The organism is Candidatus Zixiibacteriota bacterium, from assembly GCA_017999435.1.
Classification (GTDB): Bacteria; Zixibacteria; MSB-5A5; order GN15; family FEB-12; genus JAGNLV01.
The window spans coordinates 361,159-385,294 of the sequence record JAGNLV010000002.1; the positions used below are offsets into that span (position 1 = coordinate 361,159).

Sequence of the window (24,136 nt, forward strand, 5' to 3'; positions counted from 1 at the left end):
CACTTTCAGAGAATGAGCAGCGGGGCGACCGCCTCGTGCAGGGCCGCCCGGTAGTGCAGGCCACCGACCTCCAGCGAGCGCATGATGCGGCCGAAGGTTTCAAATTCCGCCGGTTGCGCCAGGCGGACCTCCCGAATTTCGCGGGTGTCGGTGAACCGGAAATCGCCGCTTTCGAAGCGGGCCTGGAACACGTACGACCGCCAGGGAATGTCGCCATCGGTGTGGGTGAAGGTGACGCGCGATATGAGGAGGAAGCGTTCCAGCGCGAGAGCCGCGCCGGTCTCCTCCATCGCCTCGCGGGCGATCCCCTCTTCGAACGACTCGCCGGGGTGCAGGCCGCCGGAGGGGGCGCGGTACAAACCGGGCGGGTAGTGGTGTTTGGCGATCACCACGATCCGCCCGTCTTTGACGATGTACATCGTCGCATCGTGCTCGCGCTGGAACCGCTGGGAGGAGCGGATGAAGGCGTGCTCGCGGGCGGACACGGGAAAGGTGAACGCGGTTTCGCCGGGCCGCCCGTAGCGGGCGGCCATGGCCTCGACCATCGCGGGGGTGACGTACATGCGGTTGTCCGGTCGGCGAGTTCCTTGCGGCTCGCCGGCTACGAAAACAGAGGGATAATCTCCTTCTGCAGCGGCAGCGTCGTGACCTCGGCTCCCTCATGGCCGATGAGTACATCGATTTCGGTGCGCAGGCCGCAGGCGTCGGTGTAGATTCCCGGCTCGATCGAGAAGAGGTGTCCCTTGCGGAGCTTGCGGCTGTCCTCGGTTTCGAGATTGTCGATATTCGGTCCCGGGCCGTGCTCGGACGAGGTGATCGAGTGGCCGGTGCGGTGGGTGAAATACTGGCCGTAGCCGGCCTTGTCGATGACCCCCCGGCAGACATCGTCGACATCCGCGCCGCGGACCGGCTTGGTTTCGATGTTGCGCCGAACGTAGTCGACGGCGGCGTCCCGGGCCTCCGCCAGCACCGCGAACATGTCGCGGTAGGTCTGCGGAATCTCGGCGGCCGTTCCCGCAAAGGCCATCCAGGTGATGTCGCCGTACACGCCATCCTCCCGGTTCAACTTCGCCCAGAGATCAAGGAGGATCAGCTGTCCTTTCCGGACGGGGGCGCAGTGCTCCGGGGTCGGCTCGTAGTGGGGGTTGCCCGCGTTGGCGTGGACGGCGCAAATCGGGGAGCTGTCGGTGGTCATATCATAGGCGCGGAACTGCCGGAGCATGAACTGGACGACGTCGTATTCGGTCAGGGGCGTTCCCTCGGCCAGGCTCGCGCGGATGTGAGCGAGCGTCTTTTCCTTGATCTCCAGCAGGTTGCGGGCGGCCATGCGGTGGGTGGCGATCTGCTCGACGCCGAGGGCGGCCTGGAAATGGGCCACCAGGTTGGCCGACGAGAGCACCTCGATCCCCAGGTCGCGCACCAATTCGACGGTACCGGCGTCGACCAGGCCGATATACGGCAGCCGCCCTTTGGGAGCATACTCCATGGCGACCCGGGAGACGCTGGAGAGCACGCGGGCGAGTTCTTTCTCCAGCGCCTTGTAGCCGGAGAAGACGATCTTGCGGCCGGGGAGGGCGGCGAAGCGATCCTGTTCGATGGCGTGGACGAGCGCCGTCGGTTCTCCGATGGCGGGGATGAAGTAGAAGGAGCGGCGCGTAATCATCCCCTTCAGGCCGAGCATCTCAATCGCGATGGTGTTGCGGCCGTGGAAGTCGGCCAGGAGCCATCCATCGAGTTCGTGGTTGCCGAGGTAGGTTTGAATAGCCTCGATGTCCATGGGTCAGACCTTTCGCAGCGTGAGCGGTTGTTGGGTGCCAGTATAATGCATGGGGGGTGGGGTTGTCGACCGTTATTTGGCCGCCGCTCTTGACGCGTCGGGCCGAGCGATCTACCTTGCCGGTGACAGCGGGGGCTGTCACGTATGTCCGAACCAGTGCGGATCGTCATCACCGGGGCGCCGGCCTCCGGCAAGACCAAGTTTTTCGAGCGGCTGCGCGGGCACCCCTCGCTGAGCGATTTCCTCTTTTTCGAGGAGCTCGCCCGGCGACTGCTGGTCGAGGATGCCGGCTACCGCGAACGCCCGGCCGATTTCCACCGCGAGATCTATCGCCGCCAGCGGGCCCGCGAGGACGCCGCGCCGAGACGGTCGTTCATCACCGACCGCGGCACGGCCGACGCCTTCGCCTTCCACCCGGAGACGGCTGCGGAGGTCGGCACGACGCCGGCCGCCGAGTACCGGCGGTACACCGGGGTCATCCAGCTCGGCACGGCCGCCGCGCTGGGGCCGGAGTACTACCAGGCGGACGAAGTCCGCATCGAGCCGATCGCGGCGGTGCTGGCTCTCGAGCGGCAGATCCGGTCGGTCTGGGAGCGGCACCCGGGTTACCAATTTGTCCCGGCGCGGGAATCGGTGGACGAAAAATACGCGGTTTTCGTGGAGATCGTGTGCCGGCTGGCCGGAAAAACACCGGTTTAATTTGACAGCGGGGGGGATCCTGGCGTTTATAAGATACTGAAAGACAGGGACTAAAATGTCGAGGGAGCTATGAGATTACCGCTCGTGATGGCCGCTCTGCTGCTGTGGTCCGGCGCGCCCGCCGCCGACCGGGAGTTCTTCAAGGAGTTCGAATCCACCTACGACCTCCTCCACGTGGAGCTGCTCAATAACGCCGGCGAGAAGGCCGAGGTCAGCAATTTCGTCTATCAGAAAGACGTCGCCACGTTCACATTCGAGAAAGGGACGGTGTATCTCCAGCGGTATGTGAAAGACCGCCCGACCACGGCCGTGTTTGTGGGCCAGGGACGCGTCACGATCGACGTTCCGGTGCATTCGGAACGACAGGGGCTGTGGGCCGTGACCAAGGACAGCACGGTGGACCAGCCGGTCGAGGTGGTGGCGATCCGGATGGCGGATGATCTCGATCTGCGGCTGCGGGAGAGATTCCAGTTTGAGCCGGCGGTCATTGATTTCCGCGTCGTGAACAAGCTTGGCCAGGGCGAGTTCTTCTTCAAACCGGTGATCATGCACACCTACGACAATTATTTCCGCCTCGCCGCATCGATCTATGAACGGGGCCCCGACGGGTTCTTCTATGCCGATTTCAACCGCTACACGTTCACCTTTGACCCCAACTGGCCGGAGCAGGTGCAGATCGGGTACGAGGTGGAGGGGGGCGACCAGGTGTCGACCGTGGGGGCGAGCTTCCAGCGCCGGGAGGCGGGCCGGTACGACGACTCGCTGCTGTCGCAGATCGCGTACCAGACGACGGCGCTCCGCCGCACGGCCGAGGTGCGGCTGTCGGGGACCGACGGCCGCCGCATCGAGCAGGCGAAAGCGACGCTCGACCTGGCGGTCAACGCCGACAGCCTCCGCTTCACCTGGTTGTTCCTCAAATACTCACTCGACGTGGATTCCGTGCTGGTCGGGGACGAGCGCATCGACTATGTGCGGCGGAAGACGTTCGACTACACGGGCATTATCCTCCCCCGCTACTACCACCAGGGGGATACGCTCAGCCTGACGGTGTGGTACCGCGGCACGAACTTCGACCACTTCCTGCCCTACCTGAGCAATCCCGTTCCGAGCCCGACAGAGGTGACGTTCAACGTCCCCAAGGGCTACAACTACTACACGGCGGGGATGAGCGAGCCGGTGGACGTCGGGGGCGGGCGGCAGGAGTTCACCTCGGCTCTTCCGGCGCCGCTGGGCGAGCTGTACTTCCACTGTTTCCCGACCGGCGTGGAAGACACGGTGCAGGTGATATCGGACGTGGGGGTCGCGCTCAATTTCGTCATCGCCGACCGGGATCTCCGGCGGGATCCCTGCTACATCCCGCGCGATCAGTATCAGGAGGCGGTGACGGCGGCGTTCAACTACCTGTCGAAGAATTTTGGTCCGCCGCCGCAGACGTTTGCGGAGTATGTGATATCGACCGGTTTCCAGAGCGCGCCGGGGATGATCAAGGTGCCGCAGGTGGCCTGCGTGACGAGCGATCCCTGGCAGGTGGTGGGGGGGTTCGACGGTCCGGTCGGGAACAGCGTCGCCCACCAGTGGTTCGGGCCGCTCATGCGTCCGCAGTCCGGGCGCGAGGATTGGCTCTCCTGGGCGCTCCCGGCCTACCAGGGGCTGCGCTTCATCGAATCCCACCGCTCCTCCGCGCCGTATTTCTCCAATCTGCTGACCCGCCGCGACTCCCTCTACACCCAGATCCAGATGGGCCACGAGATCCCGCTGTCGGCCGGCTACCGGGTCAATGATTACTGGGACGCCAACGGGAAGTTCGACTTCTACCGGACGATCCTGAACAACAAAGGGGTCTGGCTGCTCCACATGCTGCGGTTCCTGATGTATGACTACGAGGCCGGGTCGGACGCCAAGTTCGCCGGTTTCTCGCGCGAGCTGTTCCTGCAGATCACCAACCGCACGTTCAGCAACGCCGATTTCGTCCGCCTCGCGGAGAAACACTACGGCGCGCCGCTCGACTGGTTTTTCCGGCAGTGGCTCTACGGGGCGTACCTGCCGGAGTACAACGCGACCTGGACAAAAGTGCAGCGCGACGGGTCGTGGTACGTCGCGGTGACAGTGCAGACCGGGAAGGTTCCTCCGTCATTCCAAATGCCGGTGATCGTACGGGTGGTGGAAGGGGACGGCCGGGACGCGTTCTCGCGGCCGGTGATCACCGCCCCGTCGGCGGAGTTCGAACTCGGGCCGTTCAGCCAGGAACCGAGGGATTTCGTGTTCAACGAGTTTCTCTCCACGCTCGGGTGGGAGACGGTGTCCCGGAAGTAAGGCGGGCCCGGCTCCGGCCGGGGCGGGTAAGATTGGGCGCAAAAGAAAAGCGCCGGGTCATGCGGCCCGGCGCTCTTTCTTGCACGAACGCAAAGGGAGGAAAGTATAGCTTTCAGGTCATTCTGTCTTCCGTTGTCTTAGACACTCCACGCCGCCGAAAGTTCCGGCAACGGCGCGATCGTGGATCGAAGATCCTGACCGGGCGGGGCGGCCGCCCCGCTGTCGCGGCGGCTAGCGGCCGGCGATCTCCTCGGTGCCCAGTTGTTCGCCGCGAATGCCGATTGTCGTGACCCGGATCGGGGTCCGCACGCCGGCCTGGTCGCGGGCGGCCAGCGCAATCTGCACCAGGCCGCTGCAACACGGCACTTCCATCACGATGACTTCCATTGACTTGAGATTATGCAGGGCGAAAATCTCGGCGAGCTTGTCGATGTAAACATGGGCGTTGTCGAGCTTCGGGCAGCCCACCGCCAGCGGCCGGCCTTTGAGGAAACGCTCGTGGAAGTCGGCGAAGGCAAAGGGGACGCAGTCGGCGGTGAGCGCCAGGTCGGCCCCGGTGAAATAGCCGGCGTGGGTGGGCACGAGCATGAGCTGCACCGGCCACTGGCCGAGGTGCGATTGCGGTTCGGGGCGGGCGCCGAGCGTGGTGTTGTTGTCAACTTTCGGCAGGACCGCCTGCGGCCGGTCCGCGGCCGGGGTGAACCGCTGCGGGGCGCTGCCCGGGCAAGTGGGCGAGGGTTGTGACATGGTCAGGTCTCCATCCGGTGTTGTGGGATCATTCATAAGATAAAGAAAGGGGGCAGCGGCGGAGGGCGATATGACTTAAGTCAATCGCGGTCCCCGGGCGGCGGGGGCGTGATCGGCGTCTCCGGTTTCCGCGGAACCCGCGCGCGGCGTTGCTGTTACAGCGACACCATGGTTACCCGCTGCGCCTGCTTCAATCAGCCCTTTACCCGCCTCAAGCGGATTGCGCGCCGCCGCCGCGCGCGAACGATCGAGGAGCTCCAGCAACACGTTCGGTTCGGGCTGAACTGCCGGCGGTGCCATCCGTATGTGAAGCTGATGTTGGCGACGGGTCGCACGGCGTTTGAGGTGATCGCCGGGGAGGACTGACGCGGCGCGCGGTCTGCCCGCAGACGTTTTCCTGTTGCACGATCCGGCGGGGGGTGCGTTATTGCGGCCGAGGAGATGCTTCGTGACGGATGGACACCGCTTGCTTTGCCGGCGGGCCCTGGCGGCCCTCGGCATCGTTTTGACGATCGCAACAGCGCACGGGCAGAGCGACACGACCCGGCAGGTTCGACCGCGGGGGCCAAGACAGACCGCCGCTGTCAACCGGATCTACCTGACCGCCGTCCACCGCGACAACAACCTGGCCCTGGCGGTCACCAACCGGGGGTTTATCGGGGCGGTCGAATACAACAACGAACCTCCCCGGGACGCATTCACCGGTTGGGATATCCGCACAAGTTGTGAGTTCCCCGCCCAATCGTGGCGCATTTACCTCGAGGGCCTGGAGTTGTGGATCGGGGGGCGGACGCGTTACGGGTTGCGGCTGTCGGGGGGATCGCAGGCCGGCGTTTTCCTTCCCTCCAACCCCCCGGGGGAGATTATCGCCCGCTCGACCACTGACCGGCACGGAGGCCCGCATCCGGACGCAGTCTCGGAGGAGGATTTCATCTGCGAGTACACCGACACGCTGATGTACCGGGAGGGGGCCGGCGGGGACGAGGATATCGTGCGCAACCCCGAGCCGCTGAATGTCAAGGTGACGCAGGAGTCGTACGCCTGGACCTACGAATCGGTGCGGGACGTGGTCTTTTTCAACCTGCGGGTCGAGAATATCGGCCGCGACGGGCTTCGGGAGGTATACATCGGTCTGCACGTGATCCCGACCGCGCGCTACAACAACACGCGGCCGTGCAATGACTCGGGCGAGGTGGTGGGGTTTTTTGAGACGTACGAGGCGCCGATCGGCTGCGGTTTCCGGGACACGCTCAACCTAGCCTGGCACGCCGACCGCGACGGCAACGCCTACGGGGGGGTGTTCTATGACAGGCCGGTGGGAACACAGGTGGATATCGCCGACACCATGTGCATGCTGGCCTCGGTGCGCAGCGGTCTGGGGATAGTCCCCCTCCGCGGGCCGGTGGACCGCGGGGGCGTCTACTACAACTGGTGGACGAGCCGGTGGGCGCCCAGTCTCGGGCCGATCTTCATGGAGCCCTCCGCCGATCCGTCGGTGAGGTCATTCGGCCGGGGAAGCTGGTGGTACAATCAGGACTGGTTCTATTCGCTCGAGTCGGAGTACCGGCGGCTCTCCACGCACGAACAGGACCACCCGAACTACTGGACGGGGGAGATTGCGCGCGCCCTGACGCCCCCCTGGAATCCGGTGCCGCTGACCGAGGCGAATGCGATCGCCTCGAACACGACGCCCGACTACCTGGTCTCGTGGGGACCGCTGACGCTGGCGGCCGGGCACAAGGTGACGCTCTCGTTTGCCGTGGTCGGCGGAGAACTGATCCACAAGGATCCGTGGATCCTCGCCTACATCCCGCGGCGGCCGGCCGAGTACGAACAACGGCTGGATTTCTCGGACCTGATCGCGAACGCCCGCTGGGCCCAGCGCGTGTTCGACAACCCCGGTTTCGACACGGATGGCGACGGGTATGCCGGCGAATTCCGCGTCTGTGTCCAGGATTCCGCCCTGGTGGGCGGCCAGTGGGTCGCCCAGAAAGCCGACACCCAGTGGTATAAGGGGGACGGCATCCCGGATTTCCGGGTCGCCTACCCGCCTCCGCCCCCCCCGTTCTGGCTCACCCCCGTCCCGGGCGGCGTCCATGTCCGGTTCAACGGCCAGGTGTCCGAGACCCAGGTCGATCCGCTCCTGCAGGCGCCGGATTTCGAGGGCTATCGCATCTACCTCGGCCGCGACGAGCGAGCGGAAGCGCTCACCGTGGTCGGCTCGTTCGACCGGCGCAACTACGACAAGTGGGTGAAGAAGCCTGATGGCTGGGGGGGACACATCTGGGACCTCGAGGGGATGCCGTACTCGCAGGAGGAACTCCGCTGCCTCTACGCCTTCGGCCCCGACCCCTGTCACGACACGAGTTTCCACCCCGAGGACTACACAATCCTGTCGAATTACCGCCACCCGCTCTTCCCCAACGATTCCATTTTCCGGTTTGAGCCCCACGGCTACAACGCCTCGGAGTTCGACACTACCTGCGGGAGCGACACGCTCTGCACTGCCGTGCGGAAAGTGTATCCGGAGATGCCCGATCCGCGGACGTTGCCGGTGGATTCGATCACTCCGGAGATGTTCACGGCCGAGGGGTATTTCAAGTTTTACGAGTACGAGTTCACGATCGAACACTTGCTGCCGACCGTGGCGTACTGGGTGAATGTGACGGCGTACGATGTCGGGAGTCCCGGCGCGGGGGTCTACCCGCTGGAGTCCGACAAGACGGCGGGGCTGAAGATCGTCTACCCGACCACTGTCTGGGATAGCCCGCTCGGGCAGAACGGCAAAGTGTATGTGTACCCGAATCCGTACCGGACCGATGCGGGCTATCGGGAGCAGGGACTGGAGGGGCGGAACCAGAACGACCGGTGGGATGAGCGGGTGCGGGCGGTGTGGTTTGCGAACCTGCCGCCGGTCTGCGTGATCAAAGTGTTTACGCTCGATGGCGACCTGGTGCGCGAGCTGAGGCATGAATACGCGGGGGACGATCCGGAGGGGAAACGGGCCAAGTGGGGGCTGATCAACAAGAACCAGCAGTTGGTGGAGACCGGGTTGTATTACTGGACGGTGGAGACGCCGGACGGCAAGGTGCAGATGGGGAAGCTCGCCGTCCTCCGGTAACCGCGTCCGCGGGGACCAACCATCGGACAGGCCGGCTTGTATAAGCGGCGGGACCCGGCTATCTTGAACGGGCCAGCGAGCCGGGTCGTGACGCCGGGCCGAGCGAGGAGAATCACGTGACGACGGACTATCGAAAGTACCTTGACCCCGAGACGGTCTCCAAACTGAAGGGGATGGAGATGCGGGCCCGGATGGTGGTGGAGGGGTTTATCGCGGGGCTGCACAAGTCCCCCTACCACGGGTTCTCGGTGGAATTCGCCGAGCACCGGCAGTACATGCCGGGGGACAACATTCGGGCTATCGACTGGAAGGTGTACGCCAAGAGCGACCGGTTCTATATCAAGCAGTACGAGGAGGAGACCAACCTCAAGGCGTACCTGCTGCTGGACTGCTCGGCCTCGATGGCCTACCATTCGGGGGAGCGGATCCGCAAGCTCGACTACGCGGGGTTGCTGTGCGGGGCGCTGTCGTACCTGATGCTGCGCCAGCGGGACGCGGTCGGGCTGGTGACGTACGACCGGAAAATCCGGCGGTACATTCCGCCGCGGTCGCGGTCGGGCCATCTGCACGTGCTCCTGAACGAAATCGCCGCGCAGGCGCCCTCGGATACCACCGATATCAGTTCGACGCTGCACGAGATGGCGGATCGGATCAAGCGGCGCGGGCTGGTGATCATTCTGTCCGACCTGATCGACGAGGCGGACAAGCTCATCTCGGGACTCAAGCATTTTCGCTACAACAACCACGAGGTGATCGTCTTCCACATTCTCGATCCCCGCGAGCGGGATTTTGCGTTCCCGCGCGAGGCGGTGTTCAAGGATATGGAGACGGGCGAGGAACTGACGACGCTGCCCTACCAGATCAAGAAGGATTATGCGAAGGCGGTGGCGGCGTTTTCGTCCGAAATCGCCTCCGCCTGCCGCCAGGCCGCGATCGACTATCACCCGATCGACACGGCGATGCCGTTCGACAAGGCGCTCTATGCGTTCTTGAGCAAGCGGGAACGGCTGTACTGAGCGCACGGCGAGGGGAGCGGGTGGGGAACCAGGATCGGGCGCAAGGAGACCGTGATCAGGGTTGCTGAAAATGCGCGGGGAAGATAGGAGCTTGATCATCCTTTCAACGGCGGGGACGAAAAAGTGACGGCTGTATGAGTACGGCGGCCTGGTCGGTGCTCATTCTGGCGGCGGTGCTTATCGGGCACCTGGTGGAGGAAGCGGCAACGGGATTCCGCCGGAAATTTCCGCTTGGTGAGATGCCGATGTGGGTCTTTGTAATGGGCAATGTCGCCGTGTACGGGTTTTGCGCCGCGACCTTTACCCTCGTGCTGCTTGCACGTCCGGCGGGAACGCTTATGGCATGGGTTCTGGCGGTTGCGATGGCACTCAACGGCATCGTGCATATCGGCGTGATGATTTACCGGAAGGAGTATTTTCCCGGCGGGATTACGGCGGGCTTGGTGCTGGCGGCGGCGGCGGGATTGATGGCGGCGCTGGCGCGGGGGTAGGAGGCAGGGGGGATCGGCGACGCAGACAGACCCCGCCGCTGCGGATGAGCACTCCGGACACCACAGACCTGGCTGAGCGCACGGCGTTCTGGGCGATCGGGGCAGGGCGCAGCAGGCCAATTCGGGCGCGCAAGCGCTTCAGGCGTCCCGTGCGGAGGCGCCGGGGGACGGCCGGGCGAAGAAGAGGCGCAGCATATACCACACCAAGCCCAGCGCCAGCACGAAACAGACCAGGAAAACGAGGAATACATCCCACTGCGGCCGGATGGGCCAGGCCGCGGGGTCGAAATGCCCCTCAAGCTGGAGGAGGCGGACATTGTGGCGGACCACGACCATCCCGAGCAGCGACACAAACAGCATCGCCCCGGCGCCGAAGAATTTCCTCGTGAAGAAGAAATGGAGCGACCCGAGCGAGAGAATGATCGATGCGGAGAGCCACCAGATCGCCGGCGTGTGCATGAAAGGCTTGAGGATGTCCGCGAGCGACAACAGGTAGACGAGCCCGACCGCCATCGCCCCCACCATGCCCCAGAGGAAGAAGTTTCGGCCGAGCGCGAAAGCATCCTCGTGCCGCCGCCCGAGGAGACCGATGAAGAATCCGCCGATGGTGACGGCGCCGAGGAGCATGTGGAGCCAGCGCCAGAGCCACTGGCCGAGGTGCGGGTTGACCCGGAGACCGGAAGGGTCGCCGGCGTAAAGGACGGCGGCGAGGCCGGGACGCTCGGCGATCGAGAAGAGGTTGCTGTAGGCAAACGCCACATACGCGAGCAAGAGGAGCGCGGCGGTCAGAAAGGCGGGACGCCGGGGGGAGCCGGGCGCCCCGAAGGCCGCCGCGTAGAGGAGATAGTAGGCAACCATGACGGCGCCGACGATGCCGAGGAAGAACCAGGCGGTCACGATCGCGGCGCTGTACACGGGCACGGGGTACACCAACTGCACGAACAGCAGGGGAGCGACGCCGAGGGTGACGGTGGCGGCCATGGCGGTGGGAAACAGTTTGACGAACTGCGCGACGACGGGGTGGCGCCACTTGTCGGCGAGGCGGCCGAAAACGACGATGAGGAGACCGCCGACCAGGAAGTTCATGGCGGCGAAGTGGAGGGTGAGGGTGAGGAGGTGCAGGACAGTGACCAGCCACAGCGGGGCCGGGAGAAAATTGGGATCGGGCAGCGGGTTCATCGGGCGCCTCCTCGCGTTGCGGCCGCCGGCGTGCCGGCGGGCGCGCTCAGTGTCTGCAGAAACTGAATGAGCGCGACGCGCTCGGGTTCGCCGCCGGTGAAGGGGGGCATTTCCTCGCCGAGATCATCGGACATGTCCAGGAGTGTCCGATACTCCTCTTCGCTCAGACCGGCCAGCGACTGAGTCTTGTCGTTGAAGCCGCCGAGGACGTGACAGGAACCGCAGCGGACCTCGTAGACGCGGCGGCCGAGGTCGACGCCGGAGAGCCCGCAGACCTCGGCGAAGGGCCGGCGGTCGGTGCGGGCGGCGAGGTGGGCGGCCAGCAGCCGGGCCTCCTCGGGCGTGCCCGTCCAGGGTGGCATGTTGCCGCGCATGGCGCCGATCCCCTGCACCATGGCGGTGATGAACTCCTCATCGGCGCCGTCGAAAAACGGCTTCAGCGCGTTGTAGTTCTCCAGCGAGTGGCAGCTCCGGCAGGCGCGGCGGAAAAGATCGGCGCCTTCGTCGCCGGTGCGATAAGCCATGTGCGCGAGCATGCCGTCGGCGCGATAGTCGGCCGCCCGGGCGACCTCTACCCCGCTCGCGTACATGTAGCCGGTGATCACGTAGGGCTTGCGGAGGGCTTCGCGGAACCATTCGTACGAGCCGAACCAGACCAACCCGAGGGCCAGAGCAACCGCCGCGACTTCTGTGCGCCAGGCCCGGGGAGCGAGGAGTCCGAGGATGGCCAGCAGGGCCGCGATCGCGGCGGTCAGAAGATAGAGGAGATCGAGGGCGGCAAACGGGATGTTCATCGTCTGGCGGGCGGCCGCCATGAGATCGGCGGGGATGTCGCCGACATACCAGAAGAGGGAGGGGATGACGACCGCGAGCCCGACGAGGCCCCAGACCGCATTGTAGCGCACCAGGCGCACTCGCGCGCCGGGCGCGGGAAGGCGGGCGGCCACCGCGAGGGCGCAGAGGCCGGCGAGCATGATGCAGATCCCCGTGCGCAGCACGAGCGAGGACCAGTAGGTCGGGTTGAAGAAACCGTCCCAGAATCGGCCGGTGGCCAGCCAGTCGCCCGGGGTGAGCATGAAGGTCACGATGCCGTTGATGATGACCAGGGAGAGCCAGGCGGCGCCGAAATAGATCCACCCAATGATCAGGTGGCGGCGCGGGGTGAGGCAGTCCCAGCCGTAGTAGTAGAGCAGGGCGGCGAGGATCTCGATGATGAAGAAGCACCACTCGGCGGCCCAGCCCCAGACGAAATTGCGGATGAGGACCGCGGTGGCGGCCGGGTTGAGCAGACCGATGATGAACCAGATGCCGACCCCGGTGAGGGCGCCGAAGACCACCGTGGTGAGGACGAAGAACCGGCTCAGCCGCCGCAGGAATCCGAGGTGGTCATCGTCGCCGCGGCGGCGGGCCGCACGCTCGGCCACGACCAGGTACAAGCCGCCGCCGATGGCGAAGTGAGAGACGAAGACGTGGACGACCGCGATCACGGCCATGAGCACGCCGTAACCCAGGGTCGTATCCCAGAAGGGATAATTCATGCGTTACCTCCGCAAGGGCACCGGACAATCTTGTGAAATAAATAACAAAACGGACCGGAAGAATCAACTATATTTCCCGCAAGGCCCGGCCAGGGCAGCTCCCCGCGGCTAGGTGTCGGCCGATTTCCGTTTCGAAAAATACTCGATATCGGGGGCGTGGTCATAGCCGAGACGGGCCACGAGCTCCATGGAAGGTTCGTTCCAGTCTTCGATCAGGCAGGCGATGATCTCGGCTCCGCGCTCGTGCAGGAATTCTTCGCAGGCGCGGACGATCCGGGCGGCCAGACCCTGGCGCCGGAAGTCGGGGTGGACCGCCAGCCGGTTGATCCAGCCCTTGCGGCCGTCGAACGTGGCCAGCCCGGCGGCGACCAGCCGGTCGCGGTCGAAAACGCCGAAAAACGCGGTGTCGGGGCGGCGCATCTCGATTTCGATTCTTTCGCGGGAGTCGCGGCCGAGAGGCCGGTAGGGCAGGCCGGCATCCCCCCACAGGTTGATGAGGGCGTCGTAATCGGCGATCGTCAGTTTCACCAGGTGACGGGTCATGAGACTTCTCCATCGTGACAGGTCAACCGGAGCAAGATAGGCCCGAGGGCGGGAAGGCGAAAGTGAGAATGCGGCCGGGGGCGGTTACGGCGACAGCCGGGCGGCCCGCTTTTCCTCGAGGATCTCTCTCAGCCAGGACATGGGAAAACGGGAGCCGAAGGGGACGTCGTTCCAGTGTTCGCAGCCGGTGAAGCTGAGGAGGACGCCGCGGGCGGGGATATCGAGTTCGGCGCAGGTGCGCAGGCCGGAGGTGAGCATGATCATGCAGGCGACGCCGACGACGCCGACGTTGCTCAGCCGCTCGGCGTAGTGTTCGATCTGGTTCGAGAGCTTGCGTTTCGAGAACGCCACCCGGGCGCCGTACTCCCCGGCCAGCTCCATCACCCAGTACGACTGGCAGGCCGGCTCGCACTGCTGGCACGTGTCGCCGTACTCCCCCTCGACCTTCCGGCAGTCGGGGTTGTTCAGCGAGAGACAGTCGGGCACGATGATGAGCGTGTCGCCGGTCCGGTTGAAGGCTTCACGGTTGAGGTCGTCGTAGAACGAGAAGGCGAGAGCCTCGAGGAGGTACTTCTCCTTGGGCGTGCGGCGGAGGTCCTTTTCGGGAGAGTCCTCCGCCCAGGCGCGGCAGATGAATTCGTCGAGGCCGGCGAACTCGGCGGCGAATTCGGCGAAACCTTGGTCGACAATGCGGCGGCGAAAGAGGGCCAGTCTTTTTCGGAAGTCCGGCCCGAGGCGGTAGGTTGGGTAACGGCGCGTCATCGCCAGTCAATATACGGACTGACGGCGGCCGGGCGCGAGAAATATGAGGGGGGCCTAGCGGGCCGGGCGCTCCGTCAGCCGGCGGAGACCGTCGCGGGCATCCGACGACTCCGGGTGCAGCGCCAGCGCGGCCCGGTAGCTCTGTTCGGCGCGGCCGTAGCGGGCCTGGGCTTCGAAATTGCGCGCCCGCGCAAGGTGTATCTGGCTGCGGATGCGGCTGTCGGGGGGCGCCAGGTCGAGGCTCTCGGACAGAAACGCCTCGGCCGTGGCGTAGTCCTCGGCCGCGCAGCGGATCAGACCGAGAGCGTAGAACGGTTCCCAGTGGTCGGGATGCCGGGCCACCGCCCGGCGGAGGACCGCCACCGCCTCCGGGTAGCGCTGCTGGCGGTAGAGCATGAAACCGTCGCTGACGAGCGACCGAAACTGCTCGTCGGTATCGGCCGGGAGGACGGCGGCGGAATCGGCGGAATCGGCGGCGGTCGGCGGGCCGTCGACGCGGACGGCCTTGGTCGTGACCATGCCGCCGCTGCAGCCGCCCAGGACCAACACGAGAGTCGCGGCGGCGTACAAGCGGGTGAGGGCAGGCTGGCGCATTGACTTTGTCCTCCTGGGGAGCATAGGTCGAAATATCGGCGCGGCCGGCGTGACGCCTGAGCGGGGGCGGGAAAAAGGGTTGAATAAACCGCTGGATTGTAGATAATATGGGCAGGAATCCGAGCGGCTGATCAAAGAGAGGACAGGTATGGCGAACGGAACAACACCCGTGTTCTACAAGAATCCGGGGCTGGCGGCGGTGCTGTCGTTCTTCTGGATGGGGCTGGGGCAGATCTACAACGGCCAGATCGCCAAGGGCGTGTTTTTCATCGTCCTGTACGCGGTGTCGGTGCTCATGATGCTGATCCTGATCGGCTTTCTCACCACCCCGGTTCTGTGGATCTGGGGAATGTACGACGCGTATTCCTCGGCCGAGAAACTCAACCGGGAGCTGGCGAGCCGTCAGGGAAGCGGGCCGGCCGGGTACTGAGGGCCCCCGCCCGAGGCGGTCAGGTCCGCCTCCGGGCCACGACACACACGCGCAGGGTCGACCGGTCGGCGGGCGTGAATCGGTAGCAATCGTAGAAGCCGCGGACGGTGAAACCCGCGGAACGCAGGAGCTGTCGAATCCGGGTGTTGCTGTAGGCGCGTTCGTAGTGGATCTCGTCGAAACGGTCCCAGCGGTCGCCGCGTTTGACGAAGGTGGCGGCGGTGAGGCAGGCCGTGCGGGACCGGGCCTGGTACTCGCTTTTCCACACCCAGGCAAGTTCTTCGCGGGCATCGGCGAAGACGTGGCCGCTCCAGATGTCGGACAGGGCGGCAGCCGTGTTCATGTCGAAGATGAACCAGCCGCGGTCGTTGAGGTGGTCGTGGACCGACCGAAATGCCGCGCCGAGGTCGCGTTCGGTCAACAGGTGGTTGAGCGAATCGTAGAAGCAGGTGATGAAGTCGACGCGAACCGTGCCGCGCGGGCGGTCATCGGGGATGAGGCGGAAAGCGGGGAGAGTTTTCTGGTAGAGACGGACACCCCGGCCGCGGAGTTTGCGGGCCGCCTGGGCGATCATCTCGGGAGAGCCGTCAAGCCCGGCCATGATGAACCCCCGGTCGAGGAAGCGGGCGAGAGCGGTGCCGGTGCCGCAACAGAGGTCGAGACCGGTGACGGCCCGGATGCGATGGCGTTTCATGAGCGCCAGGGTGTAGTCGACCATGCGGGCGGAGTGGCGGTCCTGACCCATCAGATCCCAGACGGCGGCCAGGCCGGCATAGGGGGCCCCGGGCGTCACTGACGGCTCTCTCGTACAGCGATCATATCAGCGCATGATAGCGCGCCGGAGTCGCACCGCCAAGCGGAAAGGCGCGCCCCAGAGGGCGGGCGACCGCCGACAAAAATCACAATCTTCCGCCCGCCGCCCGCCGGGAGAAACATGGTATTGACGCATCCGGAGAAGCGGAGTTATTGTGGGGGGAGAATTCACGGGGATGCGTTCGCGCGGGGGGCCGCCGGTTTTTCCGTCGGTTCCGCCGCCGCAAACATGACGGATGGAGGTGTGGGATGCGCCTCGCGGTCATTTCCGATGTCCACCTGGGCGACCCGATGTGCCAGGTGGTGGTCAGGGAGGGGGGGCGCTGCCGGCCGGGGCCGCGGCTCGAGCAATTGCAGGCGGCGCTCGCGCCGGGCCTCACCTATCTCGTCCTGATCGGCGACATCCTGGATTTTTCGCTCGCGACCTACGAAGAAGTCTACGAGGCGGCGGAGGTGTTTTTCGGCGCCCTGGCCGGGACGGCGGAGTACTTCGTCTACGTGCCGGGCAACCACGACTTCGACGTCTGGACGACGGTCGAGTACCAGGTGAACATCATCAATCGGCTCGACCGCGGGAAGCCGGTGCGGCCGTTTCGGTGGACGGTGCCGGCGGTGTTCGACGACCGGCCCGGGCGGCGCGACCGCCAGGTGTTGCCGACGGTGGACCCGAGTCCGGAGGGTCCGCCCTACGGCGGGCTGTTCCTCGACGCGCTGGGAACGGGCGGCGGCGGACGAAGCCGGTTCATTTTCGCCTACCCCAATGCCTACCTGGCGACCGCGGACGGGGAACTCATCATGATGACCCACGGGCACTATTTCGAGTGGTACTGGAGCGCCCTCTATGAGGCGGTCACGGGGATTGTCGCCGGGCATCCGCCGGGCGCCGGGGAGGCGGAACCGGCGGACCCGACGCTGGAGCAGATGGTGGCGGTGAACTCGACCGCCTGCCAGTTGTCGTGCTCGGGGATCGGGCAGGCGGGGCTGCTGAGCCGGGTGATCAATGAAGTGGTGGCGGAGGTCAAAGTGGAGAGCCGCCACCGGTCGCTGGCGGCGACTAGCCGCTACCTGGACAACGCCATCGCCTATGTCGATGCGTATACGCGGATCGGCGGCGACCTGTTCGACCGGCTCGATCTCGACGAGCGGGTGATGGAGGCGATCAAGGCGCGACTGATGCGGAAGCTGCGGGCGTACGAAGCGGCGCGCCACCGCGTCCCCTTTCTCCGCAACAAGGGGACGCGGGAGCGGTTCGGGGCGTATTTCGCGGCCGGCGCCAGGGAGATTGCGGCCCTCAACGAGCGGCACGCGTGCGCGCTGCCGGAGTCGCCGGGCGCCGTGATTTTCGGCCACACCCACCGGCCCCTGCGGTGGGAGCCGACGCGCGTGCCGAACGCGGACTATGACTACCCCTATCGGGGCCGGACGGTCCGGCTGTTCAACGCCGGAGCGTGGATCAACCGGGAGCGGGAGGGCCGCGGGCAGGTGTTCTCGGGGGCGGAGGTGTTCCTGTACGACTCGGACATTCCCGGCGGGATGACCTCGGTGGCGATCGAGGCGGAGGCGGGGCCGGGGCCGGAGATGATTGCGGACGGTCCCGGCGCTTCGGACGGGCCGGAGGGATCGTGAGCGCGAACAGAGTGCCGGACGGCGACGGCGTCATCGACGCCCACGTGCACGTCGGCCTGCGCGACGGCTGGAACGGGTGGGGGCGGATGTCGGCCGCCTACGCCTCGGAGGCGAACCTGACCTTTCGGATCTTTGCGCTCTATGCGGGATTGGCGGGGGAGGCGATCACCGACGAGCGGCTCGTGGCGGCGGCGATCGACTACGCCCTGAGCGCGCCGGTGCGAAGCGTAGTGATGCTGGCGCTCGACCATGTGTACGAGCGCGACGGACGGCCCAAGCCGGAGCGTTCCCACCTGTGGGTCCACAACGACTACATCCTGTACCTGCGCGCGGAGGTGGCGCGGCGGGGACAGCCGGGAAAAGTGCTGTTCGGGGCCTCCGTGCATCCCTACCGCACCGATTTCGCCGAGCGGGTGCGGGAGTGCGCCGACAAGGGAGCGGTGCTCCTGAAGTGGGTGCCGTCGGCGCAGGATATCGACCTGGCGAGCGAGACGGTGGCGGAGCGGCTGGAGTTCCTCGCGGCGTTTCGCAAGCCCAACGGCAAGCCGCTGCCGCTTCTTTTGCACGTCGGGCCCGAGTATGCGATCCCCCCGGCCGATCCCGCGGGGACGTCGTATGACTTCCTCACCTGGACGGCGGGCGACCGCTTCTGGAACCGGGTGCTGAGCCGGCTGGGAGTGCGGCCGCGCTGGCGCGACCGGGACGGGGCGAAGATCCGCCGGCATCTGGCGCGGGCGCTCGACGCGGGGGCGGTGATCATTTTCGCCCACTGCGGTCTCCCCTACTGGTCGCCGAAGTTCGCGCAGCGGTGGTTCGAAAAGTCGGAGTTCGAAACCGTGAAGGGCTATCTCGCGGAGAACGGCGCGCCCGGGCGCAGGGGGAAAGCATACGCCGACCTCGCGGCGTTCTGCACGCCCTTTCGGCAGGGGTACTTCGCCCAGGCGGCGCGGCTCCCGCAGGAGTATCTGCTGTTCGGGAGCGACGCGCCGACGCCGGTATTTGACCTCGGGGCCGATCCCGGGGCGGTGTGGGAGGGGTTCCGGGGGGTGCTCAAGGGGGATTTCGCGAAAGCGGTGGTTCCGGCGGGGAACGCCAGCGGCGTCAACTACCGGGTGCTGAGGCGGTTCTTTCCGGAGGCGCGGGTGTTCGGGGAGAACTTCGCGCGCCTGATCTGACCGGCGCCGCGCGCGGGGGTTGTTGACAGCGGGGCGGCGAGGCGGCTAATTACCGGCTGATGGCGACCGATACAGACAGACCGCCGACCCCCCGCCGCGGCCTCTTCCACCGTCCCCCGTGGCTGCCGAGCGGCCGGTCGGTGTGGCAGTGGCTGCGCCACTATTTCGGGGGGTTGTACGATCGCAGCGACAGCCACCACCTCTTCCTTAACGCGAGCGGGCTGGCCTTCTCGCTCTTCGTCTGCGTGGTGCCGATGGTGCTGATTCTGTTCTACGTGCTGGGGACTGTGCTCGAGCGGAAGCAGGTGGAGCGGGAGCTGGCGGCCTGGATCGACCGCGTGATTCCATACGAGAAGTATACGGAGGAGCCGAAGCAGTTCATCTTTTCGCGGCTCGACGAGTTCCGGGCGTATCGGAAGGTGGCGGGGGTGGTGGGCGCGCTGGGGCTGCTGTTTGCGGCGAGCGGGCTGTTCTCTTCGATGCGCACGGTGCTCAACCAGATCTTCCACACGTCGGTGTCCAAGCACGTGCTGATCGGCAAGCTGCGGGACCTCGGGATGATCGTGCTGGTGATCGGCTATTTTCTCTTGTCGATGCTCACCCTGCCGATTCTGGACGTGCTGGCCCGGGAGGCGAGCGGTATCGGCATGCTGAAGTCGCTGAACCTGAGCACGCTGGATCAGGTGCTGGTGACGGTGCTGTCGTTTGCGGTGATCTATGTGGCTTTCTGGAGCCTCTACCACTTCATCCCGTACGCGCGGATGGAGCGGCGGGTGGTGGCGGTGAGCGCGTTCTGGGCGGCGCTCCTGTGGGAGGTGGCGAAACAGGCGTTCTCGGTGTATTTGAGCAACGCGGCGACGCTCCCGGTCATTTACGGGACCTACCTGTTCATCATCGTCGCCGCCTTCTGGATTTACTACTCCTCAATTGTGTTCATCCTGGGAGCGGAAATCGGGCAGCTCTACCGGGAGCGGCGGGAGGCGAAGACGGGGACCGGGTGACGGGGCGGGCGGGGGCGCAGCCTACTCGAACGTCCCGCGGAGGCGCGAGAGGTCCTTGATGTGGATGCGCGGCCCGTCGACCTCGATTATGCCCTCGCGCGTGAGCTTGGCCAGCGATCGGGAGAGCGTCTCGGGGATGGTCCCGAGCTGGGCGGCGAGGACGGCCTTCTTTTCGGGGAGGGTGACGGTGACGGCGTTGGCGCCCGCGCGGTCGGGCTGTTTTTTCAGGACGCGGTCGGCCTGACGGGCGAGGTAGTGGGCGATCCGGGTGGTGACGTCGGTCAGGGCAAGGCCCTCAACCAGGGTGGCCATTTTCCGGAGCAGGGCGCACAGGCGGGCGATGAGACTGAACGCGAGGTTCGGGTTGCGGCCGAGCAGCGCGATGAAGCGGTCGCGGTTGACCACCAGCAGCTCGGTGTCCTCGATCGCCTCGGCGTCGGCCGGGTAGCGGCCGTCGTTGAAGATGGCCGCCTCGGCAAAGGTATCCCCGGGCTTGGCGATCATGAGGATCTGCTCCTTGCCGTCGGGCGAGAGCTTGAACACCTTGACCTTGCCTTCCCCCACCACGAAAAACGAGGCGGCCGGATCCCCCTCGCTGAAGAGTATTTCCCCCTTGACGGCGCGGCGGAGGGAGGTGGCGGTCTCGACCTCGGCCAGCGAGGCGTCGTCGAGACCGGCAAAGAGCTGGGACATTTTCAGTAACGCACGCACGGGCGGCTCCAATTCTCCACATGAAGGGGCGCAAGCAAGGTAGCTAGTGCAGGGGTGTCTGTAAACCGAAAAGGGCGGGGCCGGGCGGACCCCGTGCGGCCAATAAAAACCCCACACCGAGTGGTGCGGGGCCCGGGATTACTAGTGGCGGATGGTATCCAGAATCGCGTGGATCTAAAGCAGGGAATTGATGAGCCGCTCGACATCCGACATCATGAACGGTTTGGCCAGAAACCCGTCCGGCCTGGGACCGTCCAAATGGTCGAGCTCGCTCATCGCATAGCCCGAAATCAGCACAACCGGAAGTTTCGGATACATCTGTTTGATCCGCCCGACAAGTTCGAGTCCGGTCATGTTCGGCATGCGCATGTCGGTGATGACCATGGAAAACGGCTGGGCGGTGAGCTTGTCCAGCGCCTCTTGCCCATCGCCGGCGCGCTCCGAGGGATAGTCGAAGACTTCGAGCATGTCCGACAGGAGCGATGACATATTCGGGTTGTCATCGACAATGAGAATTGGTTTTGCCATACGGTGCCTACTCCTTAGGCACAGTATCGGCAGGAGTTATGTAAGCCTTGACCTAATCTGTCGAAGATTCGCGGGGGCGGCCGGAGGAGCGGGCGATGAGTTCGGCCTGCAGGGCGGCCAGCCCGCGGCCTTCCAGAGCGGAGATAAAAAAGGTCCGATCATGGTTGCCGTTGGCGGCACAGCTGTCGGGCTTTGCGTCTATCTTGTTGTATACCATAAGGTAAGGAATCTTTTCGGCGCCGATCTCGGCCAGCACCCGCCGGGTGTGCTCAATGTGCTCGTCCACGTGGGGGTCGGCCACGTCGACCACGTGCAGCAGGAGGTCGGCGGTGGCCACCTCCTCTAGCGTCGACTTGAACGAGGCCACGAGCTGATGCGGAAGTTTCTTGATGAAGCCGACGGTGTCGGAGAAGACGATGCGGCAGGGATAACCGGCGGACATGACGCGGGTGGTGGAGTCGAGAGTGGTGAAGAGCATGTCGGCGGTGCGGACATCGGCCTTGGTCAGCCGGTTGAAGAGAGTCGATTTGCCGGCGTTGGTATAGCCGACCAGAGCCACTTTGAAGAGCTCGCGGCGGCCCTTGCGCTGTTCGGCGCGCTGGGTGCCGAGTTTCTCGAGGCGCTGTTTGAGGTGGGCGATCTTGGTCCGGATCTGGCGGCGGTCGATCTCGAGCTGGGTCTCGCCGGGGCCCTTGGCGCCGATCCCGCCGTACTGGCGCGAGAAGTGCACCCAGGCGCCGGTGAGACGCGGGAGGGTGTATTCCAACTGGGCGAGTTCGACCTGGAGGCGCGCGGCCGCCGTGCGGGCGCGGGTAGCAAACAGGTCGAGGATGAGGATGGGCCGGTCGATGACTTTCGCCTCCAGGCGCTCCTCGAGGTTGCGCTGCTGCGCCGGCGAGAGAGGTTCATCGAAAATCAGGCAATTGCCGCCGAGGTCGGTAAGGAGGTTCTTGAGCTCCTCGACAAGGCCTTTACCGATGTAGGTGGCGGGATCGGGGGCGGGACGGACCTGAATGCGCCGTCCGACAACCCGGGCGCCCGCGGAGACCGTCAAGGCGGCGAGCTCATCGAGCGATTCCTCAACCGCCACCCGGTCGCGGGAGGTGGCGGCGACCCCGACGAGGACCGCCTTCTCGGAATTATTCTTTGCGACGTCGAATGCCACTAAGGGTTGTTACGGTCTCCGGGCGTTGTTGACTGATTTCGTCCTTTATCAATTATATGCGCAACGGCGGATTTGGCAACAGAGAAAGCGGGTGGGAGCAGCGCTCGTCCCCCCCCTGGCCCCTCCGCGACTCGTGGCGGCGGCGTGCGGGACGGTCATCCCTCTCCCCCGCCCTCGGCGTGCTCGATTTCCTCCATCGTGCGGCCGGTCTTGACCGAGGTGGCATGTTCGGCGACGGGGTCGCGGTCGGGGTCGGCGTGCGCGTCCCTCATCTTGATCAGGAGCCACTGCCCGCGGTCGCGCTCCTTCTTGAAGCGGCGCAGGGCGTAGCCGCCCCGGAGCCGGGCGCCGTGGAGTTCGATCTCGATCGCGCCCCGCGCGTAGGCCTCGGCGAGGGGAATTTCACCGCCCTCCCGGTCCTGCGTAAGATTGGCGTACCGGCCGGCGTCCCAGATCATGACCGTGCCGCCGCCATACTCCCCCTCGGGGATGGTCCCTTCGAAGTCGGCGTACTCGATCGGGTGGTCCTCGGTTTCGACGGCGAGGCGCTTGTCGGACGGGTTGGCCGAGGGGCCTTTCGGCACCGCCCACGATTTCAGGACGCCGTCGATCTCGAGGCGGAAGTCAAAATGGAGGTGGGAGGCGCGGTGTTTCTGGATGACGAAAAGGGGTTGGCCGCGGCCGGCGGCCGGGCCGCCCGATGGTTCGGCGGTCTTGCGAAAATCGCGTTTCTCGCGGTAGGCTTTGAGTTTGTCGTCGGTCACAGGTCCTCCGGCTTGCGGCGCCGCTCAGTATTATAGTGAACCGGGGGGCCCGGGGAAAGTTTCCGCGGGAAAGATTACGGTGGTTCGGGGCGCGGCGGCGCTGCACATTGAGAGGATCCCGAACGTCCCGGAGAAAGTCCAGACGGTCCAAACGAAGGCGGTGATATGAACACGACATCCGGCGCGATCGTTCTCGCGGCTGCGCTCCTCCTGGGGGAACCGGCGGCCGAGGCTGCGCCCGACGGCGGCGGGGATTCCCTGACCATTCCCTTCCGGCTCGAGCATTCCCGGATCATCATTCCCTCGAGCGTCAACGGTTCTCGCCCGCTGGCGCTGATCCTCGATACCGGGATGCCGATCGAGGGGGCGTACCTGTTCCACGAGGAATTTGTCTCGGAGATCGACACCGCTCGGGCGGCGGTGGTCCGGGTTCCGGGCGCGGGCGCGGGAGAAGCCTCGACCGCGCTGATGGTCGAGGACGGGGTGATCGCCTGCGGCGGGTACACGGTCACCGGCCAGCGAATCATCGTGTCGCGCAGCGCGCACACGCAGGGGTTCGGTTCGGACGGAGTGATCGGCCGGAGCCTGTTCGGCCGCCACACGCTCGAGGTTGATTTCGACCGCGAGGTCATCATCCTCCACGACACAGCGGTCGCCGCGGCCGACAGTTCGTGGTACGCCGTGCCGGTCACCGCCTCGAATGAACTTCCCTTTCTGCAGGGGGAGATCGAGACCGTCCCGGGGGAGGTCGTTCCGGTCACGGTCTATGTGGATCTCGCGTCGAGGGATGCGCTCGAGCTGCTGATGCGGCCGGGCCAGCGGTGGACGATGCCGGACAGCGCGGAATCCTCCTACCTCGGGACCGGTCTCAGCGGCGACATCTCCGGCTATCGGGGTCGGGTGGCCAAGCTGCGCATCGGGCCGTATGAGCTGTCGGACGTGGCGGCGGTGTTCGCGCCGGCCGAGGTGCGATCAAAGCAGAAGAAGGCGGACGGGATCCTGGGCTGCGGCCTGGTGATGCGGTTCAACGTGATATTCGACCTGGCGCACGGCGTGCTGTACCTCAAGCCGAGCCGGCACTACGGCGAACCGTTCCGCTGAGCGCCGCTACCCCGACCGGGTTCGGCCCCGGCGGGCGGGCAT

At 65.7% G+C, this 24,136-nt stretch carries 24 protein-coding genes; 11 read left to right on the forward strand and 13 right to left on the reverse strand.

The window, feature by feature from the left end:
- Positions 1 to 5 precede the first annotated feature (5 nt).
- Positions 6 to 563 carry an NUDIX hydrolase gene (locus KA261_07010; protein MBP7697546.1) on the reverse strand — a complete coding sequence of 186 codons (558 nt, stop codon included), beginning with the start codon at positions 561 to 563 and terminating at the stop codon, positions 6 to 8.
- Between the two features lie 38 nt (positions 564 to 601).
- Complete coding sequence (locus tag KA261_07015; protein MBP7697547.1) at positions 602 to 1,777, reverse strand: aminopeptidase P family protein; 1,176 nt, start codon at positions 1,775 to 1,777, stop codon at positions 602 to 604.
- A 144-nt stretch (positions 1,778 to 1,921) separates the two neighbouring features.
- On the opposite strand from KA261_07015, the gene KA261_07020 reads away from it, so the two are divergent.
- Positions 1,922 to 2,476 carry an AAA family ATPase gene (locus KA261_07020; GenBank protein ID MBP7697548.1) on the forward strand — a complete coding sequence of 185 codons (555 nt, stop codon included), beginning with the start codon at positions 1,922 to 1,924 and terminating at the stop codon, positions 2,474 to 2,476.
- 69 nt (positions 2,477 to 2,545) lie between these two features.
- Positions 2,546 to 4,789 carry a hypothetical protein gene (locus KA261_07025; protein ID MBP7697549.1) on the forward strand — a complete coding sequence of 748 codons (2,244 nt, stop codon included), beginning with the start codon at positions 2,546 to 2,548 and terminating at the stop codon, positions 4,787 to 4,789.
- 231 nt (positions 4,790 to 5,020) lie between these two features.
- Here the strand turns inward: KA261_07025 and KA261_07030 are convergent, their stop codons facing one another.
- Positions 5,021 to 5,536 carry a hypothetical protein gene (locus KA261_07030; GenBank protein ID MBP7697550.1) on the reverse strand — a complete coding sequence of 172 codons (516 nt, stop codon included), beginning with the start codon at positions 5,534 to 5,536 and terminating at the stop codon, positions 5,021 to 5,023.
- Between the two features lie 168 nt (positions 5,537 to 5,704).
- On the opposite strand from KA261_07030, the gene KA261_07035 reads away from it, so the two are divergent.
- From KA261_07035 to KA261_07050, 4 genes are all read left to right on the forward strand, one after another.
- Positions 5,705 to 5,902: a (2Fe-2S)-binding protein gene (locus KA261_07035; protein ID MBP7697551.1), complete on the forward strand. Its 198-nt coding sequence runs from the start codon at positions 5,705 to 5,707 to the stop codon at positions 5,900 to 5,902.
- Positions 5,903 to 5,984: 82 nt separating this feature from the next.
- Positions 5,985 to 8,657, forward strand: a complete 2,673-nt coding sequence (locus tag KA261_07040) for a hypothetical protein (protein ID MBP7697552.1) — start codon at positions 5,985 to 5,987, stop codon at positions 8,655 to 8,657.
- A gap of 173 nt (positions 8,658 to 8,830) precedes the next feature.
- The gene (locus KA261_07045; GenBank protein ID MBP7697553.1) at positions 8,831 to 9,673 is read left to right on the forward strand and encodes a DUF58 domain-containing protein; all 843 of its coding nucleotides are present in this window, start codon (positions 8,831 to 8,833) and stop codon (positions 9,671 to 9,673) included.
- 134 nt (positions 9,674 to 9,807) lie between these two features.
- Complete coding sequence (locus tag KA261_07050; protein ID MBP7697554.1) at positions 9,808 to 10,164, forward strand: HXXEE domain-containing protein; 357 nt, start codon at positions 9,808 to 9,810, stop codon at positions 10,162 to 10,164.
- Between the two features lie 138 nt (positions 10,165 to 10,302).
- Here the strand turns inward: KA261_07050 and KA261_07055 are convergent, their stop codons facing one another.
- The 5 genes from KA261_07055 to KA261_07075 form a co-directional block, all read right to left on the reverse strand.
- Positions 10,303 to 11,343: a hypothetical protein gene (locus KA261_07055; GenBank protein ID MBP7697555.1), complete on the reverse strand. Its 1,041-nt coding sequence runs from the start codon at positions 11,341 to 11,343 to the stop codon at positions 10,303 to 10,305.
- The gene (locus KA261_07060) at positions 11,340 to 12,881 is read right to left on the reverse strand and encodes a cytochrome ubiquinol oxidase subunit I (GenBank protein MBP7697556.1); all 1,542 of its coding nucleotides are present in this window, start codon (positions 12,879 to 12,881) and stop codon (positions 11,340 to 11,342) included. Before KA261_07060 ends, KA261_07055 begins: the two co-directional genes overlap by 4 nt.
- Before the next feature lie 108 nt (positions 12,882 to 12,989).
- On the reverse strand, positions 12,990 to 13,424 hold the full coding sequence (locus KA261_07065; protein MBP7697557.1) for a GNAT family N-acetyltransferase: 435 nt from the start codon (positions 13,422 to 13,424) through the stop codon (positions 12,990 to 12,992).
- 84 nt (positions 13,425 to 13,508) lie between these two features.
- Entirely contained in the window at positions 13,509 to 14,186 is a 678-nt protein-coding gene (locus tag KA261_07070; protein ID MBP7697558.1) for a DUF116 domain-containing protein, read from the reverse strand.
- Positions 14,187 to 14,240: 54 nt separating this feature from the next.
- Complete coding sequence (locus KA261_07075; protein ID MBP7697559.1) at positions 14,241 to 14,780, reverse strand: tetratricopeptide repeat protein; 540 nt, start codon at positions 14,778 to 14,780, stop codon at positions 14,241 to 14,243.
- Positions 14,781 to 14,928: 148 nt separating this feature from the next.
- Here KA261_07075 and KA261_07080 point away from each other — a divergent pair, with 148 nt between their 5' ends.
- Entirely contained in the window at positions 14,929 to 15,210 is a 282-nt protein-coding gene (locus KA261_07080; protein MBP7697560.1) for a hypothetical protein, read from the forward strand.
- A 19-nt stretch (positions 15,211 to 15,229) separates the two neighbouring features.
- Here the strand turns inward: KA261_07080 and KA261_07085 are convergent, their stop codons facing one another.
- A complete protein-coding gene (locus tag KA261_07085; GenBank protein ID MBP7697561.1) occupies positions 15,230 to 16,003 on the reverse strand; it encodes a class I SAM-dependent methyltransferase in 774 nt (257 codons plus the stop codon).
- 269 nt (positions 16,004 to 16,272) lie between these two features.
- Here KA261_07085 and KA261_07090 point away from each other — a divergent pair, with 269 nt between their 5' ends.
- Genes KA261_07090 through KA261_07100 form a run of 3 tightly spaced genes read left to right on the forward strand, consistent with a single transcriptional unit; the run spans position 16,273 to position 19,825 of the window.
- Positions 16,273 to 17,649 (forward strand): metallophosphoesterase, encoded by a 1,377-nt coding sequence (locus KA261_07090; GenBank protein ID MBP7697562.1) that lies wholly within the window; start codon positions 16,273 to 16,275, stop codon positions 17,647 to 17,649.
- Entirely contained in the window at positions 17,646 to 18,824 is a 1,179-nt protein-coding gene (locus KA261_07095; GenBank protein ID MBP7697563.1) for a hypothetical protein, read from the forward strand. Before KA261_07090 ends, KA261_07095 begins: the two co-directional genes overlap by 4 nt.
- 59 nt (positions 18,825 to 18,883) lie before the next feature.
- Positions 18,884 to 19,825 carry a YihY/virulence factor BrkB family protein gene (locus KA261_07100; protein ID MBP7697564.1) on the forward strand — a complete coding sequence of 314 codons (942 nt, stop codon included), beginning with the start codon at positions 18,884 to 18,886 and terminating at the stop codon, positions 19,823 to 19,825.
- 21 nt (positions 19,826 to 19,846) lie between these two features.
- Here the strand turns inward: KA261_07100 and KA261_07105 are convergent, their stop codons facing one another.
- The 4 genes from KA261_07105 to KA261_07120 all read right to left on the reverse strand — a co-directional run bounded on the left by KA261_07105 (position 19,847) and on the right by KA261_07120 (position 22,993).
- Complete coding sequence (locus KA261_07105) at positions 19,847 to 20,536, reverse strand: Crp/Fnr family transcriptional regulator (GenBank protein ID MBP7697565.1); 690 nt, start codon at positions 20,534 to 20,536, stop codon at positions 19,847 to 19,849.
- Positions 20,537 to 20,710: 174 nt separating this feature from the next.
- The gene (locus KA261_07110) at positions 20,711 to 21,064 is read right to left on the reverse strand and encodes a response regulator (GenBank protein ID MBP7697566.1); all 354 of its coding nucleotides are present in this window, start codon (positions 21,062 to 21,064) and stop codon (positions 20,711 to 20,713) included.
- Between the two features lie 52 nt (positions 21,065 to 21,116).
- Entirely contained in the window at positions 21,117 to 22,229 is a 1,113-nt protein-coding gene (hflX, locus tag KA261_07115; GenBank protein ID MBP7697567.1) for a GTPase HflX, read from the reverse strand.
- A 155-nt stretch (positions 22,230 to 22,384) separates the two neighbouring features.
- The gene (locus tag KA261_07120; protein MBP7697568.1) at positions 22,385 to 22,993 is read right to left on the reverse strand and encodes a DNA ligase; all 609 of its coding nucleotides are present in this window, start codon (positions 22,991 to 22,993) and stop codon (positions 22,385 to 22,387) included.
- Between the two features lie 165 nt (positions 22,994 to 23,158).
- On the opposite strand from KA261_07120, the gene KA261_07125 reads away from it, so the two are divergent.
- Entirely contained in the window at positions 23,159 to 24,094 is a 936-nt protein-coding gene (locus KA261_07125) for a hypothetical protein (GenBank protein MBP7697569.1), read from the forward strand.
- Positions 24,095 to 24,136 lie beyond the last annotated feature (42 nt).

Coding starts and splice junctions, on each gene's coding strand:
- KA261_07010 (MBP7697546.1), bottom strand. CDS start 563: ATGTACGTCACCCCCGCGATGGTCGAGGCCATGGCCGCCCGCTACGGG.
- KA261_07015 (MBP7697547.1), bottom strand. CDS start 1,777: ATGGACATCGAGGCTATTCAAACCTACCTCGGCAACCACGAACTCGAT.
- KA261_07020 (MBP7697548.1), top strand. CDS start 1,922: ATGTCCGAACCAGTGCGGATCGTCATCACCGGGGCGCCGGCCTCCGGC.
- KA261_07025 (MBP7697549.1), top strand. CDS start 2,546: ATGAGATTACCGCTCGTGATGGCCGCTCTGCTGCTGTGGTCCGGCGCG.
- KA261_07030 (MBP7697550.1), bottom strand. CDS start 5,536: ATGTCACAACCCTCGCCCACTTGCCCGGGCAGCGCCCCGCAGCGGTTC.
- KA261_07035 (MBP7697551.1), top strand. CDS start 5,705: ATGGTTACCCGCTGCGCCTGCTTCAATCAGCCCTTTACCCGCCTCAAG.
- KA261_07045 (MBP7697553.1), top strand. CDS start 8,831: ATGGAGATGCGGGCCCGGATGGTGGTGGAGGGGTTTATCGCGGGGCTG.
- KA261_07050 (MBP7697554.1), top strand. CDS start 9,808: ATGAGTACGGCGGCCTGGTCGGTGCTCATTCTGGCGGCGGTGCTTATC.
- KA261_07055 (MBP7697555.1), bottom strand. CDS start 11,343: ATGAACCCGCTGCCCGATCCCAATTTTCTCCCGGCCCCGCTGTGGCTG.
- KA261_07060 (MBP7697556.1), bottom strand. CDS start 12,881: ATGAATTATCCCTTCTGGGATACGACCCTGGGTTACGGCGTGCTCATG.
- KA261_07065 (MBP7697557.1), bottom strand. CDS start 13,424: ATGACCCGTCACCTGGTGAAACTGACGATCGCCGATTACGACGCCCTC.
- KA261_07070 (MBP7697558.1), bottom strand. CDS start 14,186: ATGACGCGCCGTTACCCAACCTACCGCCTCGGGCCGGACTTCCGAAAA.
- KA261_07075 (MBP7697559.1), bottom strand. CDS start 14,780: ATGCGCCAGCCTGCCCTCACCCGCTTGTACGCCGCCGCGACTCTCGTG.
- KA261_07080 (MBP7697560.1), top strand. CDS start 14,929: ATGGCGAACGGAACAACACCCGTGTTCTACAAGAATCCGGGGCTGGCG.
- KA261_07090 (MBP7697562.1), top strand. CDS start 16,273: ATGCGCCTCGCGGTCATTTCCGATGTCCACCTGGGCGACCCGATGTGC.
- KA261_07100 (MBP7697564.1), top strand. CDS start 18,884: ATGGCGACCGATACAGACAGACCGCCGACCCCCCGCCGCGGCCTCTTC.
- KA261_07110 (MBP7697566.1), bottom strand. CDS start 21,064: ATGGCAAAACCAATTCTCATTGTCGATGACAACCCGAATATGTCATCG.
- KA261_07125 (MBP7697569.1), top strand. CDS start 23,159: ATGAACACGACATCCGGCGCGATCGTTCTCGCGGCTGCGCTCCTCCTG.